Raw genomic sequence first — 16,110 nt, 5'->3', positions numbered from 1 at the left:
CCAAGTGATCGCCCTTTCCCTCGCCGAGATCGCCGAAATCGTCGGCGGGCAGACGCACGACATACCGGACCGGTCGGCAACCGTCAGCGGGCCCGTCGTCATCGACTCCCGCAAGGTGACCCCCGGCAGCCTCTTCGTCGCCTTCGCCGGCGAACGGGCCGACGGCCACGACTACGCCGAGCGCGCCGTCGCGGCGGGCGCGGCCCTCGTCCTGGCCACCCGCCCCGTCGGCGTTCCCGCGATCGTCGTGGACGACGTCGTGGCCGCCCTCGGCGCGCTCTCCCGCGCCGTCGTCGGCCGCCTCGGCGCCACCGTCGTCGCCCTCACCGGCTCCGCGGGCAAGACCTCCACCAAGGACCTCATCGCGCAACTCCTGGAGCGCAAGGGGCCCACCGTCTACCCGGAGGGCAACCTCAACAACGAGATCGGCCTGCCGCTCACCGCGCTGCGCGCCACCGACGAGACCAAGCACCTGGTCCTCGAAATGGGCGCCCGCTACATCGGGGACATCCGCTACCTCACCGGACTCGTCCCGCCGCGCATCGGCCTGGTGCTCAACGTCGGCAGCGCGCACATCGGCGAGTTCGGCGGCAAGGAGCAGATCGCCCAGGCCAAGGGCGAGATGGTCGAGTCGCTCCCCGAGGACGGCATCGCCGTGCTCAACGCCGACGACCCTCTCGTACGCGCCATGTCCTCCCGTACCAAGGCCCGCGTCGTCCTCTTCGGCGAGGGCGCGGATGCGGACGTACGGGGCGAAGACGTCCACCTCACCGACGACGGACGCCCCGCGTTCCGCCTCCGAACACCCACCGGGTGCAGCGAGGTGACCATGCGCCTGTACGGTGAGCACCACGTGTCGAACGCGCTCGCCGCGGCCGCCGTCGCCCATGAGCTGGGCCTGTCCGCAGACGAGATCGCCGAAGGGCTCTCCGAGGCGGGCACCCTCTCCCGCTGGCGCATGGAGGTCACCGAGCGTCCGGACGGCGTGACGTTCGTCAATGACGCCTACAACGCCAACCCCGAATCCATGAAGGCAGCGCTCCGCGCGCTGGCCGCCATGGGGAAGGGGCGTCGTACGTGGGCGGTGCTCGGCCTGATGGCCGAGCTCGGCGACGCCTCGCTCGCCGAGCACGACGCGGTCGGACGGCTCGCCGTCCGGCTCAACGTCAGCAAGCTCGTCGCGGTCGGGGGCAGAGAAGCCTCCTGGCTGCAACTGGGCGCATACAACGAGGGTTCGTGGGGTGAGGAGTCGGTGCACGTGTCCGACGCACAGGCTGCCGTCGACCTGTTGCGCAGGGAACTGCGCCCGGGAGACGTGGTGCTGGTGAAGGCGTCCCGGTCGGTCGGCCTTGAGCAGGTCGTCACAGCACTGCTGGAGAACGCGACCGAGGGCGAGGTCGCGGGCCGATGAGGCAGATCCTCTTCGCGGGAGCCATCGGGCTCTTCCTGACCCTGGTCGGCACGCCGCTGCTGATCAAGCTCCTGGCCCGCAAGGGATACGGGCAGTTCATCCGCGACGACGGCCCGCGTACCCACGGGTCCAAGAAGGGCACGCCCACGATGGGCGGCATCGCCTTCATCCTGGCGACGCTCATCGCGTACTTCCTGGCGAAGGTGATCACCGGCGAGGAGATGCGCTTCTCCGGTGTGCTGGTCCTCTTCCTGATGGCCGGCATGGGACTCGTCGGCTTCCTCGACGACTACATCAAGATCGTCAAGCAGCGCTCGCTCGGTCTGCGGGCCAAGGCGAAGATGGCCGGCCAGCTGATAGTCGGGATCGCCTTCGCGGTGCTCTCGCTCCAGTTCGCCGACGCCCGCGGCAACACCCCGGCCTCCACGAAGCTCTCCTTCGTGGAGGACTTCGGCTGGTCGATCGGCCCGGTGCTGTTCGTCGTCTGGGCGCTGTTCATGATTCTCGCCATGTCCAACGGCGTGAACCTGACGGACGGTCTGGACGGCCTGGCCACCGGCGCGTCGGTGATGGTCTTCGGCGCGTACACCTTCATCGGGCTCTGGCAGTTCCAGGAGTCCTGCGCCAACGCCACCACCCTCACGAACCCGAGCGCCTGTTTCGAAGTGCGTGATCCACTCGACCTCGCGGTCGTGGCCTCCGCGCTGATGGGCTCCTGCTTCGGCTTCCTGTGGTGGAACACCTCCCCGGCCAAGATCTTCATGGGGGACACCGGTTCGCTCGCCCTCGGCGGCGCGCTCGCCGGCCTGGCGATCTGCTCCCGCACCGAATTCCTGATGGCCATCCTCGGCGGCCTCTTCGTGATGATCACGATGTCCGTCGTCATCCAGGTCGGCTCGTTCAAGATGACCCGCAAGCGCGTCTTCCGCATGGCCCCGCTCCAGCACCACTTCGAACTCAAGGGGTGGTCCGAAGTCCTTGTCGTGGTCCGCTTCTGGATCATCCAGGGCATGTGCGTGATCGTCGGACTCGGCCTCTTCTACGCAGGATGGGCAGCCAAGAAGTGAGCAACGTGGACTGGCAGGGCAAGCACGTCACGGTCGCCGGGCTCGGGGTCTCCGGGATCCCGGCGGCCCGGGTCCTGCACGGCCTCGGCGCCGTCGTCACCGTCGTCAACGACGGCGACGACGAGCGCTCCCGCGCCCAGGCCGCCGAGCTGGAGGCGCAGGGTGTCGCCGTGCGCCTGGGCGACGGCGACACCCTGCCCGAGTCCACCGAGCTGATCGTCACCGCCCCCGGCTGGAAGCCCGGCAAGCCGCTGTTCGCCGCGGCCGCCGAGGCGGGCGTCCCGGTCTGGGGCGACGTCGAACTCGCCTGGCGGCTGCGCGGTCAGGACGGCCGGGAGCCGGCCCCCTGGCTCGCGGTCACCGGCACCAACGGCAAGACCACGACTGTACGGATGCTCGCCTCCATCCTGGAGGCCGCCGGGCTGCGCACCGCCGCCGTCGGCAACATCGGCGTCTCCCTGCTGGACGCCGTCCTCGGCGAGGAGACGTACGACGTGCTCGCCGTCGAACTCTCCAGCTACCAGCTGCACTGGGCGCCCTCGCTGCGCGCCCACTCGGCCGCCGTGCTCAACCTGGCCCCCGACCACCTCGACTGGCACGGCTCCATGGAGGCGTACGCCGCCGACAAGGGCCGGATCTACGAGGGCAACCGCGTCGCCTGCGTCTACAACGCGGCCGACCCGGCCACCGAGGACCTGGTGCGCGAGGCGGACGTCGAGGAGGGCTGCCGCGCCATCGGCTTCACCCTCGGTACGCCGGGGCCCTCGCAGCTCGGCGTGGTGGACGGCATCCTGGTCGACCGGGCGTTCGTGCAGAACCGCCAGAAGCAGGCCCAGGAGCTGGCCGAGGTCGGCGACGTCAACCCGCCGGCCCCGCACAACATCGCCAACGCGCTGGCCGCCGCGGCGCTGGCCCGCGCCTTCGGCGTCGAACCCGCCGCCGTCCGCGACGGGCTGCGGAACTTCCGCCCCGACCCGCACCGCATCGAGCACGTCGCGGACGTGGCCGGGGTCGCGTACGTGGACGACTCCAAGGCCACCAACACGCACGCCGCCGAAGCCTCGCTCGCCGCCTACGACTCCCTCGTCTGGATCGCCGGCGGCCTGGCCAAGGGCGCCACCTTCGACGAGCTGGTGACCGGCTGCGCCAAGCGGCTGCGGGGCGTCGTGCTCATCGGCGCCGACCGCGCCCTGATCCGCGAAGCCCTCGCGCGACACGCCCCCGAGGTACCCGTGGTCGACCTCGACCGGACCGACACTGGGGCGATGTCCGAGGCGGTCCGCGAGGCCGCGCGGCTCGCCCGGCCGGGAGACACCGTACTGATGGCCCCGGCCTGCGCCTCCATGGACATGTTCGTCAACTACAACAAGCGGGGCGAGGCATTCGCGGACGCCGTCCGCGCACGCGCCGCCGAGAGCGTCTGACGGGCCCGGCCGCCGCGCCCCGGGCACGAGCAGTGGAGGGGACAGGGACATGCCGGCCGAAGAGAGCGTGCGGGTCAGGCCCGCGGCCAAGGCCCGGCGGCCCGCGGCGGTGCGGGCCCGGAGCACCGGCGGCCCCCGCAGCCCGCGCGGCGGCGGGGTGCGGCGGCTGTACGAGCGGGCCCGGCGGGCCTGGGACCGGCCGCTGACGGCGTACTACGTGATCCTGGGCGCCGGACTGCTGATCACCGTGCTCGGCCTGGTGATGGTCTACTCCGCCTCGATGATCAAGGCGCTGGAGCTCGGCAAGCCCGGCACCTACTTCTTCCGCAAGCAGTTCCTGGCCGCCGTGATCGGGGCCGGGCTGATGGCGGCCGCCGCCCGGATGCCGGTGAAGCTGCACCGCGCGCTGTCCTACCCGCTGCTCATGGGCGCCGTCTTCCTGATGGTCCTGGTCCAGGTGCCGGGGATAGGGATGTCGGTCAACGGCAACCGCAACTGGCTCTATCTGGGCGGGCCCTTCCAGCTCCAGCCCAGCGAGTTCGGCAAGCTGGCGCTCGTGCTGTGGGGGGCCGACCTGCTCGCCCGCAAACAGGACAAGCGGCTGCTGACCCAGTGGAAGCACATGCTGGTGCCGCTGGTGCCGGTCGCCTTCATGCTGCTCGGGCTCATCATGCTCGGCGGCGACATGGGCACTGCGATCATTCTCACGGCCATTCTGTTCGGCCTGCTCTGGCTGGCCGGGGCACCCACCCGGCTGTTCGCCGGAGTGCTCGCCACCGCCGGGCTCATCGGATTCCTGCTGATCAAGACCAGCCCCAACCGCATGTCCAGGCTGGACTGCATGGGGGCCAGCGAGCCGGGGCCGGGAGGCTCCTGCTGGCAGGCCGTGCACGGCATCTATGCTCTGGCATCGGGCGGATGGTTCGGTTCCGGTCTCGGTGCGAGTGTGGAAAAATGGGGCCAACTTCCCGAACCGCACACCGACTTCATCTTCGCCATCACCGGGGAGGAACTGGGGCTGGCGGGGACGCTGTCGGTGCTCGCCCTCTTCGCGGCTCTAGGCTATGCGGGTATCCGCGTGGCCGGACGCACGGAGGACCCCTTCGTGAGGTACGCAGCGGGAGGTGTGACCACCTGGATCACGGCGCAGGCTGTGATCAACATCGGTGCGGTGCTCGGCCTGCTGCCGATCGCCGGTGTCCCGCTCCCGTTGTTCTCCTACGGGGGGTCGGCCCTGCTGCCGACCATGTTCGCCGTCGGGCTGCTGATCGCGTTCGCGCGGGACGAGCCCGCCGCGAAGGCGGCCCTGGCCGTGCGGAGGCCCGGGGTGAGATGGAAGACGATGAGACGGCGCGTCAAGAAGCGGCCGTCCGGAGAGCGGTGAAATTCGGTGCATGTCGTACTCGCCGGCGGGGGGACCGCCGGCCACATCGAGCCCGCGCTTGCCCTCGCGGACGCCCTGCGCAGGCAGGACCCGAGCGTGGGGATCACCGCTCTCGGCACGGAGCGCGGACTCGAGACCAGACTCGTACCCGAGCGGGGGTACGAACTGGCGCTGATCCCGGCCGTACCGCTGCCGCGCAAGCCCACCCCCGAACTCATCACCGTCCCGGGCCGGCTGCGCGGCACCATCAAGGCCGCCGAGCAGATCCTGGAACGCACCAGGGCCGACTGCGTGGTCGGCTTCGGCGGTTACGTGGCCCTGCCGGGCTATCTCGCCGCCAAGCGCGCGGGCGTCCCGATCGTGGTCCACGAGGCCAACGCCCGCCCCGGTCTGGCCAACAAGATCGGCTCGCGGTACGCGCACGGCGTCGCCGTCTCCACGCCCGACAGCAAGCTGCGCGGCGCCCGCTACATCGGCATCCCGCTCCGCCGCACCATCGCCACGCTCGACCGGGCCCGCGTCCGCCCCGAGGCGCGCGCGGCGTTCGGCCTCGACCCCAACCTGCCGACCCTGCTGGTCTCCGGCGGCTCGCAGGGCGCCCGCCACCTCAACGAGGTGGTGCAGCGCGTCGCTCCGCTGCTCCAGCGCTCCGGCATCCAGATCCTGCACGTGGTCGGGCCGAAGAACGAATTGCCGCGCGTGGACAACATGCCCGGGATGCCCCCCTACATCCCGGTACCGTACGTGGACCGGATGGATCTCGCGTACGCCGCGGCCGACATGATGCTCTGCCGCGCGGGCGCGATGACCGTCGCCGAACTCTCCGCCGTCGGACTGCCCGCCGCCTACGTCCCGTTGCCCATCGGCAACGGCGAACAGCGGCTCAACGCCCAGCCGGTGGTCAACGCCGGCGGCGGCCTGCTGGTGGACGACGCCGCGCTCACCCCCGAGTGGGTGCAGGGCAACGTCCTCCCGGTGCTGTCCGATCCGCACCGGTTGTATGAAATGTCCCGGGCCGCCGCCGAGTTCGGCCGCCGGGACGCCGACGATCTGCTGGTCGGCATGGTGTACGAGGCGATCGCCGCACGCCGTAACGCGTGAGGCCGACGGGTCCGGGGGCGGTGGCCCCCGGACCCGGCATAAGGAGCGAGCGTGGCCGGACCGACGACCGCCCAGCGCGGTGCAGGGAAGCAGGAGGACGCCCCGGACCGGCCGCCGCGGCCACGCCCCGAGGGGCGCCGCGTCTCCCGGCGCCGGCTGCTGCTCCTGATCGCCGGAGCCGTGCTGCTGCTCGGCTCCGGCGCCGTCTGGGCGCTGTACGGCTCCTCCTGGCTGCGGGTCGAACAGGTCAGGATCACCGGAGTCGGGGTGCTGACACCGGCCGAGGTGGAGCGCGCCGCGGCGGTGCCGATGGACGCCCCGCTCGTCTCCGTCGACACCGGCGCCATCGAGAAGAGGTTGCGCCAGAAGTTGCCTCGTATCGACAAGGTGGATGTCGTTCGGTCATGGCCGCACGGGATCGGACTTAAGGTGACCGAACGAAAGCCGGTCCTGTTGGTGAAAAAGGGCGGAAAGTTCATCGAAGTGGACGACGAGGGCGTCCGCTTCGCGACGGTGGACAAGTCGCCCGGGCGCGTGCCTCTGCTGGAAGTGGCCACAGGCCGTTCCGCGAGCCTGCGCCGCTTCGGCGGTGACCGGCTGGTGCGGGAAGCGGTCCGGGTCGCGGGTGACCTTCCGGACGGCATCGCCGAGGACACCCGGGTCGTCCGGGTCGACTCGTACGACGCCATCTCCCTGGAACTCAGCGGGGATCGCACGGTGATGTGGGGAAGCGGCGGAGCGGGCGCGGTGAAGGCGAAAGTCCTCACCGCTCTCATGAAGGCCGCCCCCAAAGCGGGACACTTCGACGTGAGTGCCCCCACCGCCCCTGCGGTGTCGGGTGGTTGACGCACATTTGGCCTGGCCAGCACCCTGGTTGGTCAGCGCTACGGGTGATCACATAGGGTGAAAAGAAAAACGGGAGGTTCGGCGTGTTCGTTGAACGTGCGCCACTTGTCGACTTAGTGTCCTGTTCGGAAGAGTCCATGAAGCAGACACACTGGTAACCCTAAACTTGAACGTTAGGGTTTGGGTCGGCGTTCGGACCGTCCCAATCGGCATCCGTCGTCGCGGCGGGATCACCGCGAAGCGACGACACGTAACTCGAGGCGAGAGGCCTTCGACGTGGCAGCACCGCAGAACTACCTCGCAGTCATCAAGGTCATCGGTGTCGGCGGCGGTGGTGTCAATGCCATCAACCGAATGATCGAGGTCGGTCTCAAGGGCGTCGAGTTCATCGCGATCAACACGGATGCGCAAGCCCTGTTGATGAGCGACGCCGACGTCAAGCTCGACGTCGGCCGCGAACTCACCCGCGGCCTCGGCGCCGGGGCGAACCCGGCCGTCGGTCGTAAGGCGGCAGAGGACCACCGTGAGGAGATCGAGGAGGTCCTCAAGGGGGCCGACATGGTCTTCGTCACCGCAGGCGAAGGCGGCGGCACCGGCACCGGTGGCGCCCCCGTGGTCGCCAACATCGCGCGCTCGCTCGGCGCCCTGACGATCGGTGTGGTCACCCGCCCGTTCACCTTCGAGGGCCGGCGTCGCGCCAATCAGGCGGAGGACGGCATCGCCGAGCTCCGCGAAGAGGTCGACACCCTCATCGTCATTCCCAACGACCGGCTGCTGTCCATCTCGGACCGCCAGGTCAGCGTGCTCGACGCGTTCAAGTCGGCGGACCAGGTCCTGCTCTCGGGCGTCCAGGGCATCACCGACCTCATCACCACGCCGGGCCTGATCAACCTCGACTTCGCCGACGTCAAGTCGGTCATGTCCGAGGCCGGTTCCGCCCTCATGGGCATCGGCTCCGCCCGCGGCGACGACCGCGCGGTGGCCGCCGCGGAGATGGCGATCTCCTCGCCGCTCCTGGAGGCGTCCATCGACGGCGCCCGCGGTGTCCTGCTCTCCATCTCCGGCGGCAGCGACCTCGGTCTCTTCGAGATCAACGAGGCCGCCCAGCTGGTGAGCGAGGCGGCCCACCCGGAGGCGAACATCATCTTCGGCGCGGTCATCGACGACGCCCTCGGCGACGAGGTGCGGGTCACCGTGATCGCGGCGGGCTTCGACGGCGGACAGCCGCCGGCCCGGCGGGAGAACGTCCTCGGTGCGAACAGCGCCAAGCGCGAGGAGCCGGCCCCGACGCCGGTCCGTTCCGCGCCCGAGCCGGTGCGCCAGTCCGGCGGGCTCGGTTCGGTGCCGCCGCGCGAGGAGCAGCCGGCGCAGGCCGAGCCGGTCCCGGTGTCGGGTGAGACCCACCTTCCGCCGGTCGTCTCGCCGCCGCATGTCCCGCCGGCCCGTCCCTACTCGGACTCCCAGGCCGAAGAGCTGGACGTACCGGACTTCTTGAAGTGATAGATCCGCATGACGCAGTGGACCCGACGGTCTCTGTCTTTTCGCGGGGCGGCGCTCATTTCTCCTTCACCGACAGGTGGGGCGGAGTGAGCGCCGCCCCGTACGCGGAGCTCAATCTCGGCGGCGCGGTCGGTGACGACCCCGCCGCCGTTCTCGCCAACCGCGAGCGGGCCGCGCGCGCCCGGGGGCTCGATCCGGCGCGGGTCGTCTGGATGAACCAGGTCCACGGCCGGGACGTGGCCGTGGTCGAAGGACCCTGGGGCGAAGCGGCGGAGATTCCCGCCGTGGACGCGGTGGTCACCGCGCGGCGCGGACTCGCGCTCGCCGTGCTGACCGCCGACTGCACGCCCGTCCTGCTCGCCGACCCGGAGGCCGGTGTCGTCGCCGCGGCGCACGCCGGGCGGCCGGGGCTGGTCGCCGGGGTCGTGCCGGCCGCGGTCGAGGCCATGGTCCGGCTGGGCGCGGAGGTCTCCCGGATCACCGCCCGGACCGGGCCGGCCGTCTGCGGGCGGTGCTACGAGGTGCCGGCGGTGATGCGGGACGAGGTCGCCGCGAGCGTGCCGGGCACCTGGTCCGAAACCAGCTGGGGCACCCCCGCGGTGGACGTCACCGGCGGGGTGCACGCCCAGCTCGCGGAGCTCGGCGTCACCGACCGGCAGGCGTCGCCCTTCTGCACCCTGGAATCGGGCGACCACTTCTCGTACCGACGCGACCGCACCACCGGGCGGCTCGCCGGATATGTCTGGCTGGACTGATAGGGCATGACGGAACGCAAGGAACAACTCGCAGCGAATCTGGCGCGGGTGGAGGAACGGATCGCCTCGGCCTGCGTCGCGGCCGGTCGCAAGCGGGAGGAGGTGACCCTGATCGTGGTCACCAAGACCTACCCCGCGAGCGATGTGCGGATTCTGCACGGACTCGGTGTGCGTCAGGTCGCGGAGAACCGCGACCAGGACGCCGCCCCCAAGGCTGCGGAATGCGCAGATCTGTCTCTCTCCTGGCACTTTGTCGGTCAGTTGCAGACCAACAAGGTCCGTTCCGTGGCCGGTTATGCCGATGTCGTGCAGTCCGTGGACCGTACGAAGCTCGTCACCGCCCTCTCGGCGGCGGCCGGGCGCCGCGAGCGCGAACTCGGCTGTCTCCTCCAGGTCGCGCTCGACGCGGAGAGCGGCGAGCGGGGGGCCCGCGGGGGCGTCGCGCCCGACGGGATCGAGGAGTTGGCGGACGCGGTCGCCGCCGCGCCCGGGCTCCGGCTGGACGGACTGATGACCGTCGCGCCGCTCGCCGGGCCCTTCGCCGGGCGGCAACGGGCCGCGTTCGACCGGCTGATGGAATTCTCATCCCGGCTGCGCGGGAACCATCCGGCTGCGAACATGGTCTCTGCAGGGATGAGTGCGGACCTCGAGGATGCGATCGCGGCCGGAGCGACACATGTGCGCGTCGGTACTGCGGTACTCGGAGTCCGACCCGGGCTCGGGTAACGTCGCCAAGAAGTCGGACCACAGCAGAAAATATGGTCATTACCGCCCAGGGCGGGCAGGCCGGAGTGGATCGCGGGCACTTGGTGACAGATGCCGATCCACCACAGAGCGGAGGACTCAGAGCATGGCCGGCGCGATGCGCAAGATGGCGGTCTACCTCGGCCTCGTGGAGGACGATGGGTACGACGGCCCGGGGTTCGACCCCGACGACGAATTCGAACCCGAGCCGGAGCCCGAGCGCGACCGGCGCCGGCACCAGCCCGCGCATCAGGTGGAGCGGGACCGGGAGCGCGACGAACCGGTCCGCGCGGTCCAGCCGCCGGCGCAGCGGGAGCCGGTCCAGATCCCTGCGGAGCGTGAGCGACCCGCCCGGATCGCACCCGTGGCATCCATCACACCTGAACGTCCGAACATGGAGAAGAACGCACCGGTGATCATGCCCAAGGTCGTGTCCGAGCGCGAGCCCTACCGGATCACGACGCTGCACCCCAGGACGTACAACGAGGCCCGTACCATCGGGGAACACTTCCGTGAGGGCACTCCGGTGATCATGAATCTCACGGAGATGGACGATACGGACGCAAAGCGACTTGTCGACTTTGCCGCGGGACTGGTCTTCGGTCTCCATGGCAGCATTGAGCGAGTGACACAGAAGGTGTTCCTGTTGTCGCCTGCTAACGTCGATGTCACGGCGGAGGACAAGGCCCGCATCGCAGAGGGCGGATTCTTCAACCAGAGCTGAGAACACGACACCGGGAACAACCCGGCCGAGAGGCCGGTGCTACGAGAGCCAGGGGAGAGGGAAGCGCGAGAGATGGGCGTCGCACAAAGTGTTGTCTACATCGCGTTGATGTGTTTCCTCATCGTGCTGATCTTCCGGCTCGTCATGGACTACGTCTTCCAGTTCGCACGTTCATGGCAGCCGGGCAAGCCGATGGTGGTCGTCCTGGAGACGACCTACACGGTCACCGATCCACCGCTCAAGCTCCTGCGGCGGTTCATCCCGCCGCTGCGTCTCGGGGGCGTGGCACTCGACCTGTCCTTCTTCGTTCTGATGATCATCGTTTCCATCCTGATCAGCATCGTGGTCAGGCTGTGAGCGATACGGTCTTGCCGACTGCCGACGACTACGTAGAGGTGAAGAAGAGATGCCGCTGACTCCCGAGGATGTGCGGAACAAGCAGTTCACGACGGTCCGCCTCCGAGAGGGCTACGACGAGGACGAGGTCGATGCCTTCCTCGACGAGGTCGAGTCGGAGCTGACCCGCCTGCTCCGTGAGAACGAGGACCTGCGTGCCAAGCTGGCCGCCGCCACGCGTGCCGCCGCGCAGAACCAGCAGCAGGGCATGCGTAAGCCGCCTGAGCAGCAGGACCGGCCGGGTGCCCCGGTGCCCGCCGCCATATCGGGCCCGCCGGTCCAGCAGCAGCCCCCGCAGATGGGTCCCCCCCAGCTGCCCGGTGGTGCTCCTCAGCTGCCCGCCGGTCCCAGCGGTCACGGCCCCCAGGGCCCGCACGGCCCCGGTCCGCAGGGCCCCCACGGCCCCGGCCCGATGCAGGGTGGCCCCATGGGCGGCCCGATGGGCGGTCCCATGGGCGGTCACAACCCGCAGCAGCAGATGCAGCAGATGCAGCCCCCGCCGCAGATGCAGCAGCAGGGCCCCGGTGGCGACAGCGCCGCCCGTGTCCTGTCCCTGGCCCAGCAGACCGCCGACCAGGCGATCGCGGAGGCCCGTTCCGAGGCCAACAAGATCGTCGGCGAGGCGCGCAGCCGCGCCGAGGGCCTGGAGCGGGACGCCCGCGCCAAGGCGGACGCGCTGGAGCGGGACGCGCAGGAGAAGCACCGCGTGGCCATGGGCTCGCTGGAGTCCGCCCGCGCGACGCTGGAGCGCAAGGTCGAGGACCTGCGGGGCTTCGAGCGCGAGTACCGGACGCGTCTGAAGTCCTACCTGGAGAGCCAGCTGCGTCAGCTGGAGACCCAGGCGGACGACTCGCTGGCTCCGCCGCGCACCCCGGCCGCCGCGTCGCTGCCGCCGTCGCCCTCGCTGGCTCCGGCCGGTGCGGGTGCCATGGGGCACACGATGGGCGGCAACCACGGCGGACAGCCGATGGGTGGCGGAAACCCGTCCATGGGCGGTGCCCCGTCGTACGGCGGTCAGCAGCAGATGTCGCCGGCGATGACGCAGCCGATGGCGCCGGTGCGGCCGCAGGCGCCGCAGCCGATGCAGCAGGCGCCGTCGCCGATGCGTGGGTTTCTGATCGACGAGGACGACAACTGAGCGGGGCGCGCTCGTTGAGCGCGTAGCCGTCGGCAGGCTGAGGGCCGGGCCCCGGGGTTTCCCCGGGGCCCGGCCCTTTTGCGTACCCGGTCCGCTGCACGGGGCTTGTTCCCCCCGCCCCTTCCCGGAACTGGGGCTCCGCCCCAGACCCCGCGCCTCAAACGCCGGCGAGGCTGAAGAGGGGCGGGTAGGGGAACAGGAAAGGGCCCGGCCGGAACGGTCTCCGGCCGGGCCCCTCCGGTTACGGCTACGCCTTGCGGAGGTGGAACGTGAGGGACAGGCCCTCGTCCTCGAAGGGGGGGCCGTACGTGGTGTCCGGGGCGGACTCCGCGTAGTCCAGGGCCAGGACCTCGTCCGCGATCAGGGTCGCGTGCTCGGTGAGGGCCTCCGTCGTCGCGGGGGACGTGGAGGTCCAGCGGACGGCGATGCGGTCCGCGACGTCCAGGCCGCTGTTCTTGCGGGCCTCCTGGATCAGGCGGATCGCGTCACGGGCCAGGCCCGCGCGCCGCAGCTCCGGGGTGATCTCCAGGTCCAGGGCGACCGTCGCGCCCGAGTCCGAGGCGACGGACCAGCCCTCGCGCGGGGTCTCCGTGATGATCACCTCGTCCGGCGAGAGGGTGACCGTCTCGCCGTCCACCTCCACCGACGCCGTGCCCTCGCGCAGGGCGAGCGACAGGGCCGCCGCGTCCGCGTTCGCGACCGCCTTGGCCACCGCCTGGACGCCCTTGCCGAAGCGCTTGCCGAGCGCCCGGAAGTTCGCCTTGGCCGTGGTGTCGACCAGCGAGCCGCCCACCTCGGAGAGGGAGGCGAGCGAGGAGACGTTCAGCTCCTCCGTGATCTGGGCGCGCAGCTCCGCGGACAGGGCCTCGAAGCCCGAGGCCGCGACCAGCGCCCGGGACAGCGGCTGGCGGGTCTTGACGCCCGACTCCGCCCGCGTGGCCCGGCCCAGCTCGACCAGACGCCGTACCAGCGCCATCTGCACCGAGAGCGCGGGGTCGGTCGCCGCCGGGTCCGCCTTCGGCCAGGACGACAGGTGGACCGACTCCGGCGCGTCCGGGGTGACCGGCACGACCAGGTCCTGCCAGACCCGCTCGGTGATGAACGGGGTCAGCGGGGCCATCAGCCGCGTGACGGTCTCCACCACCTCGTGCAGCGTGCGCAGCGCCGCCTTGTCGCCCTGCCAGAAGCGGCGCCGGGAGCGGCGCACGTACCAGTTGGACAGGTCGTCCACGAACGCGGACAGCAGCTTTCCGGCCCGCTGCGTGTCGTAGCCCTCCAGCGCCTGCGTGACCTGGTCGACCAGCGTGTTCAGCTCGCCGAGCAGCCAGCGGTCCAGGACGGTCCGCTCGGCGGGCGCCGGGTCCGCGGCCGAGGGCGCCCAGCTCGACGTACGGGCGTACAGGGCCTGGAAGGCCACCGTGTTCCAGTACGTGAGGAGCGTCTTGCGGACGACCTCCTGGATCGTGCCGTGGCCCACGCGCCGGGCCGCCCAGGGGGAGCCGCCCGCCGCCATGAACCAGCGCACCGCGTCCGCGCCGTGCTGGTCCATGAGCGGGATGGGCTGGAGGATGTTGCCCAGGTGCTTGGACATCTTCCGGCCGTCCTCGGCGAGGATGTGGCCCAGGCAGACGACGTTCTCGTACGACGACTTGTCGAAGACGAGCGTGCCGACGGCCATCAGCGTGTAGAACCAGCCGCGGGTCTGGTCGATGGCCTCCGAGATGAACTGCGCCGGGTAGCGGCTCTCGAAGATCTCCTTGTTCTTGTACGGGTAGCCCCACTGCGCGAACGGCATCGAGCCCGAGTCGTACCAGGCGTCGATGACCTCCGGGACGCGGCGCGCCTCCAGGCCGCAGCCCTCGTGCGTACAGGCGAAGGTGACGTCGTCGATGAACGGGCGGTGCGGGTCCAGGCCGGAGAGGTCCGTGCCGGACAGCTCGCCCAGTTCGGCGCGTGAGCCGACACAGGTGAGGTGGCCCTCCTCGCAGCGCCAGATCGGCAGCGGGGTGCCCCAGTAGCGGTTGCGGGACAGCGCCCAGTCGACGTTGTTGGTCAGCCAGTCGCCGAAGCGGCCGTGCTTGACGGAGTCCGGGAACCAGTTGGTCTTCTCGTTCTCCTGGAGCAGCCGCTCCTTGACCGCCGTGGTGCGGATGTACCAGGACGGCTGCGCGTAGTACAGCAGCGCGGTGTGGCAGCGCCAGCAGTGCGGGTAGCTGTGCTCGTACGGGACGTGGCGGAAGAGCAGGCCGCGGTCCTTGAGGTCCTCGGTCAGCGCCTCGTCGGCCTTCTTGAAGAAGACCCCGCCGACCAGCGGCAGATCCTCCTCGAAGGTGCCGTCGGGGCGGACCGGGTTGACCACCGGCAGGCCGTACGCCTTGCAGACCAGGAGGTCGTCGGCGCCGAAGGCGGGGGACTGGTGGACCAGACCCGTACCGTCCTCGGTCGTCACGTACTCGGCGTTGACGACGTAGTGCGCGGGCGCCGGGAAGTCGAGCAGGGCGAACGGGCGCTCGTACGTCCAGCGCTCCATCTCGCGGCCGGTGAACGACTGGCCGGTGAGCTCCCAGCCCTCGCCGAGCGCCTTCTCCACCAGCGGCTGCGCGACGACGAGCTTCTCCTCGCCGTTCGTCGCGACGACGTAGGTGACGTCCGGGTGCGCGGCGACGGCGGTGTTGGAGACCAGGGTCCACGGGGTCGTCGTCCAGACCAGGAGCGCGGCCTCGCCGGCCAGCGGTCCGGAGGTGAGCGGGAAGCGCACGAAGACGGAGGGGTCGACCACCGTCTCGTAGCCCTGCGCCAGCTCGTGATCGGACAGGCCGGTGCCGCAGCGCGGGCACCAGGGGGCGACGCGGTGGTCCTGGACCAGCAGGCCCTTGTTGAAGATCTCCTTCAACGACCACCACACGGACTCGACGTACTCGGGGTCCATCGTGCGGTACGCGTCGTCCAGGTCGACCCAGTAGCCCATGCGGGTCGTGAGCTCGGCGAAGGCGTCGGTGTGCCGGGTCACGGACTCGCGGCACTTGGCGTTGAACTCGGCGATGCCGTACGCCTCGATGTCCTTCTTGCCGTTGAAGCCCAGCTCCTTCTCGACCGCCAGCTCGACGGGCAGGCCGTGGCAGTCCCAGCCGGCCTTGCGGCCGACGTGGTAGCCCTGCATGGTCCGGAAACGGGGGAAGACGTCCTTGAAGACGCGGGCCTCGATGTGGTGGGCGCCGGGCATGCCGTTGGCGGTCGGCGGGCCCTCGTAGAACACCCACTCCGGGCGGCCCTCGGACTGGTCGAGGCTCTTGTTGAAGACCTTGTTCTCGCGCCAGAAGTCGAGCACGGCGTGCTCGAGGGCGGGCAGGTCGACCTGGGCGGGTACCTGGCGGTACTGCGGCGATGTCATGTGCGGGCTTCCTCCGGCGGACGTCTTCCACTTCCGTCGGAGGGACGAGAACCGAGCCGGTCCCCGCGGTACCACCCTCCTTGGCCCCGGGCGTGCGCCCCGGGCCCCCTCATTGGGGTGCGATGCCGGTTCTACTGGCCCCTCGGGGCGTTCCTCCGGCGGCTCCGGGGTGATCTTCACGACGCGCTCGCCCCCGGGCTCCCACCGTCCCCGGGTCGCTGCTGGCTGC

Annotated in this window: 13 protein-coding genes; 12 read left to right on the top strand and 1 reads right to left on the bottom strand. The window is 70.6% G+C overall.

Annotation, left to right across the window (positions count from 1 at the left end; translation table 11 throughout):
* Positions 1-4: 4 nt before the first annotated feature.
* The 12 genes from OHS17_RS08510 (at position 5) to OHS17_RS08455 (ending at position 12,490) form a co-directional block, all read left to right on the top strand.
* Positions 5-1,411 (top strand): UDP-N-acetylmuramoyl-tripeptide--D-alanyl-D-alanine ligase, encoded by a 1,407-nt coding sequence (locus tag OHS17_RS08510; protein ID WP_161212482.1) that lies wholly within the window; start codon positions 5-7, stop codon positions 1,409-1,411.
* Positions 1,408-2,478, top strand: a complete 1,071-nt coding sequence (gene mraY / locus OHS17_RS08505) for a phospho-N-acetylmuramoyl-pentapeptide-transferase (protein ID WP_018104451.1) — start codon at positions 1,408-1,410, stop codon at positions 2,476-2,478. The genes OHS17_RS08510 and mraY overlap by 4 nt, the downstream gene beginning before the upstream one ends.
* The gene (murD, locus tag OHS17_RS08500; protein WP_330315190.1) at positions 2,475-3,902 is read left to right on the top strand and encodes a UDP-N-acetylmuramoyl-L-alanine--D-glutamate ligase; all 1,428 of its coding nucleotides are present in this window, start codon (positions 2,475-2,477) and stop codon (positions 3,900-3,902) included. Before mraY ends, murD begins: the two co-directional genes overlap by 4 nt.
* Before the next feature lie 49 nt (positions 3,903-3,951).
* A complete protein-coding gene (gene ftsW / locus OHS17_RS08495; RefSeq protein ID WP_330311667.1) occupies positions 3,952-5,286 on the top strand; it encodes a putative lipid II flippase FtsW in 1,335 nt (444 codons plus the stop codon).
* 6 nt (positions 5,287-5,292) lie between these two features.
* Positions 5,293-6,387, top strand: a complete 1,095-nt coding sequence (gene murG / locus OHS17_RS08490; RefSeq protein ID WP_018104454.1) for an undecaprenyldiphospho-muramoylpentapeptide beta-N-acetylglucosaminyltransferase — start codon at positions 5,293-5,295, stop codon at positions 6,385-6,387.
* A gap of 51 nt (positions 6,388-6,438) precedes the next feature.
* The gene (locus OHS17_RS08485; RefSeq protein WP_330311666.1) at positions 6,439-7,233 is read left to right on the top strand and encodes a cell division protein FtsQ/DivIB; all 795 of its coding nucleotides are present in this window, start codon (positions 6,439-6,441) and stop codon (positions 7,231-7,233) included.
* Positions 7,234-7,509: 276 nt separating this feature from the next.
* Positions 7,510-8,733, top strand: a complete 1,224-nt coding sequence (gene ftsZ / locus OHS17_RS08480) for a cell division protein FtsZ (protein ID WP_018104456.1) — start codon at positions 7,510-7,512, stop codon at positions 8,731-8,733.
* The gene (pgeF, locus tag OHS17_RS08475) at positions 8,730-9,488 is read left to right on the top strand and encodes a peptidoglycan editing factor PgeF (RefSeq protein ID WP_443066125.1); all 759 of its coding nucleotides are present in this window, start codon (positions 8,730-8,732) and stop codon (positions 9,486-9,488) included. Before ftsZ ends, pgeF begins: the two co-directional genes overlap by 4 nt.
* 6 nt (positions 9,489-9,494) lie before the next feature.
* A complete protein-coding gene (locus OHS17_RS08470; RefSeq protein ID WP_161211267.1) occupies positions 9,495-10,214 on the top strand; it encodes a YggS family pyridoxal phosphate-dependent enzyme in 720 nt (239 codons plus the stop codon).
* Positions 10,215-10,338: 124 nt separating this feature from the next.
* Complete coding sequence (locus OHS17_RS08465) at positions 10,339-10,956, top strand: cell division protein SepF (RefSeq protein ID WP_018104459.1); 618 nt, start codon at positions 10,339-10,341, stop codon at positions 10,954-10,956.
* A 72-nt stretch (positions 10,957-11,028) separates the two neighbouring features.
* Positions 11,029-11,313: a YggT family protein gene (locus OHS17_RS08460; RefSeq protein WP_018104460.1), complete on the top strand. Its 285-nt coding sequence runs from the start codon at positions 11,029-11,031 to the stop codon at positions 11,311-11,313.
* 49 nt (positions 11,314-11,362) lie between these two features.
* Entirely contained in the window at positions 11,363-12,490 is a 1,128-nt protein-coding gene (locus tag OHS17_RS08455; protein ID WP_018104461.1) for a DivIVA domain-containing protein, read from the top strand.
* Positions 12,491-12,737: 247 nt separating this feature from the next.
* Here the strand turns inward: OHS17_RS08455 and ileS are convergent, their stop codons facing one another.
* Positions 12,738-15,881: an isoleucine--tRNA ligase gene (ileS, locus tag OHS17_RS08450; RefSeq protein ID WP_330311664.1), complete on the bottom strand. Its 3,144-nt coding sequence runs from the start codon at positions 15,879-15,881 to the stop codon at positions 12,738-12,740.
* Positions 15,882-16,110 lie beyond the last annotated feature (229 nt).

Origin of the sequence: Streptomyces sp. NBC_00523, from assembly GCF_036346615.1 — a bacterium.
GTDB lineage: Bacteria > Actinomycetota > Actinomycetes > Streptomycetales > Streptomycetaceae > Streptomyces.
The sequence above is the reverse complement of the archived record's forward strand: the minus strand, read 5'-3'. Positions and strand labels throughout refer to the sequence as shown.

Bases quoted from the DNA above. Each gene is read 5' to 3' on its own strand.
- mraY (WP_018104451.1), top strand. From the start codon at position 1,408: ATGAGGCAGATCCTCTTCGCGGGAGCCATCGGGCTCTTCCTGACCCTG.
- ftsW (WP_330311667.1), top strand. From the start codon at position 3,952: ATGCCGGCCGAAGAGAGCGTGCGGGTCAGGCCCGCGGCCAAGGCCCGG.
- OHS17_RS08470 (WP_161211267.1), top strand. From the start codon at position 9,495: ATGACGGAACGCAAGGAACAACTCGCAGCGAATCTGGCGCGGGTGGAG.
- OHS17_RS08465 (WP_018104459.1), top strand. From the start codon at position 10,339: ATGGCCGGCGCGATGCGCAAGATGGCGGTCTACCTCGGCCTCGTGGAG.
- OHS17_RS08460 (WP_018104460.1), top strand. From the start codon at position 11,029: ATGGGCGTCGCACAAAGTGTTGTCTACATCGCGTTGATGTGTTTCCTC.
- OHS17_RS08455 (WP_018104461.1), top strand. From the start codon at position 11,363: ATGCCGCTGACTCCCGAGGATGTGCGGAACAAGCAGTTCACGACGGTC.
- ileS (WP_330311664.1), bottom strand. From the start codon at position 15,881: ATGACATCGCCGCAGTACCGCCAGGTACCCGCCCAGGTCGACCTGCCC.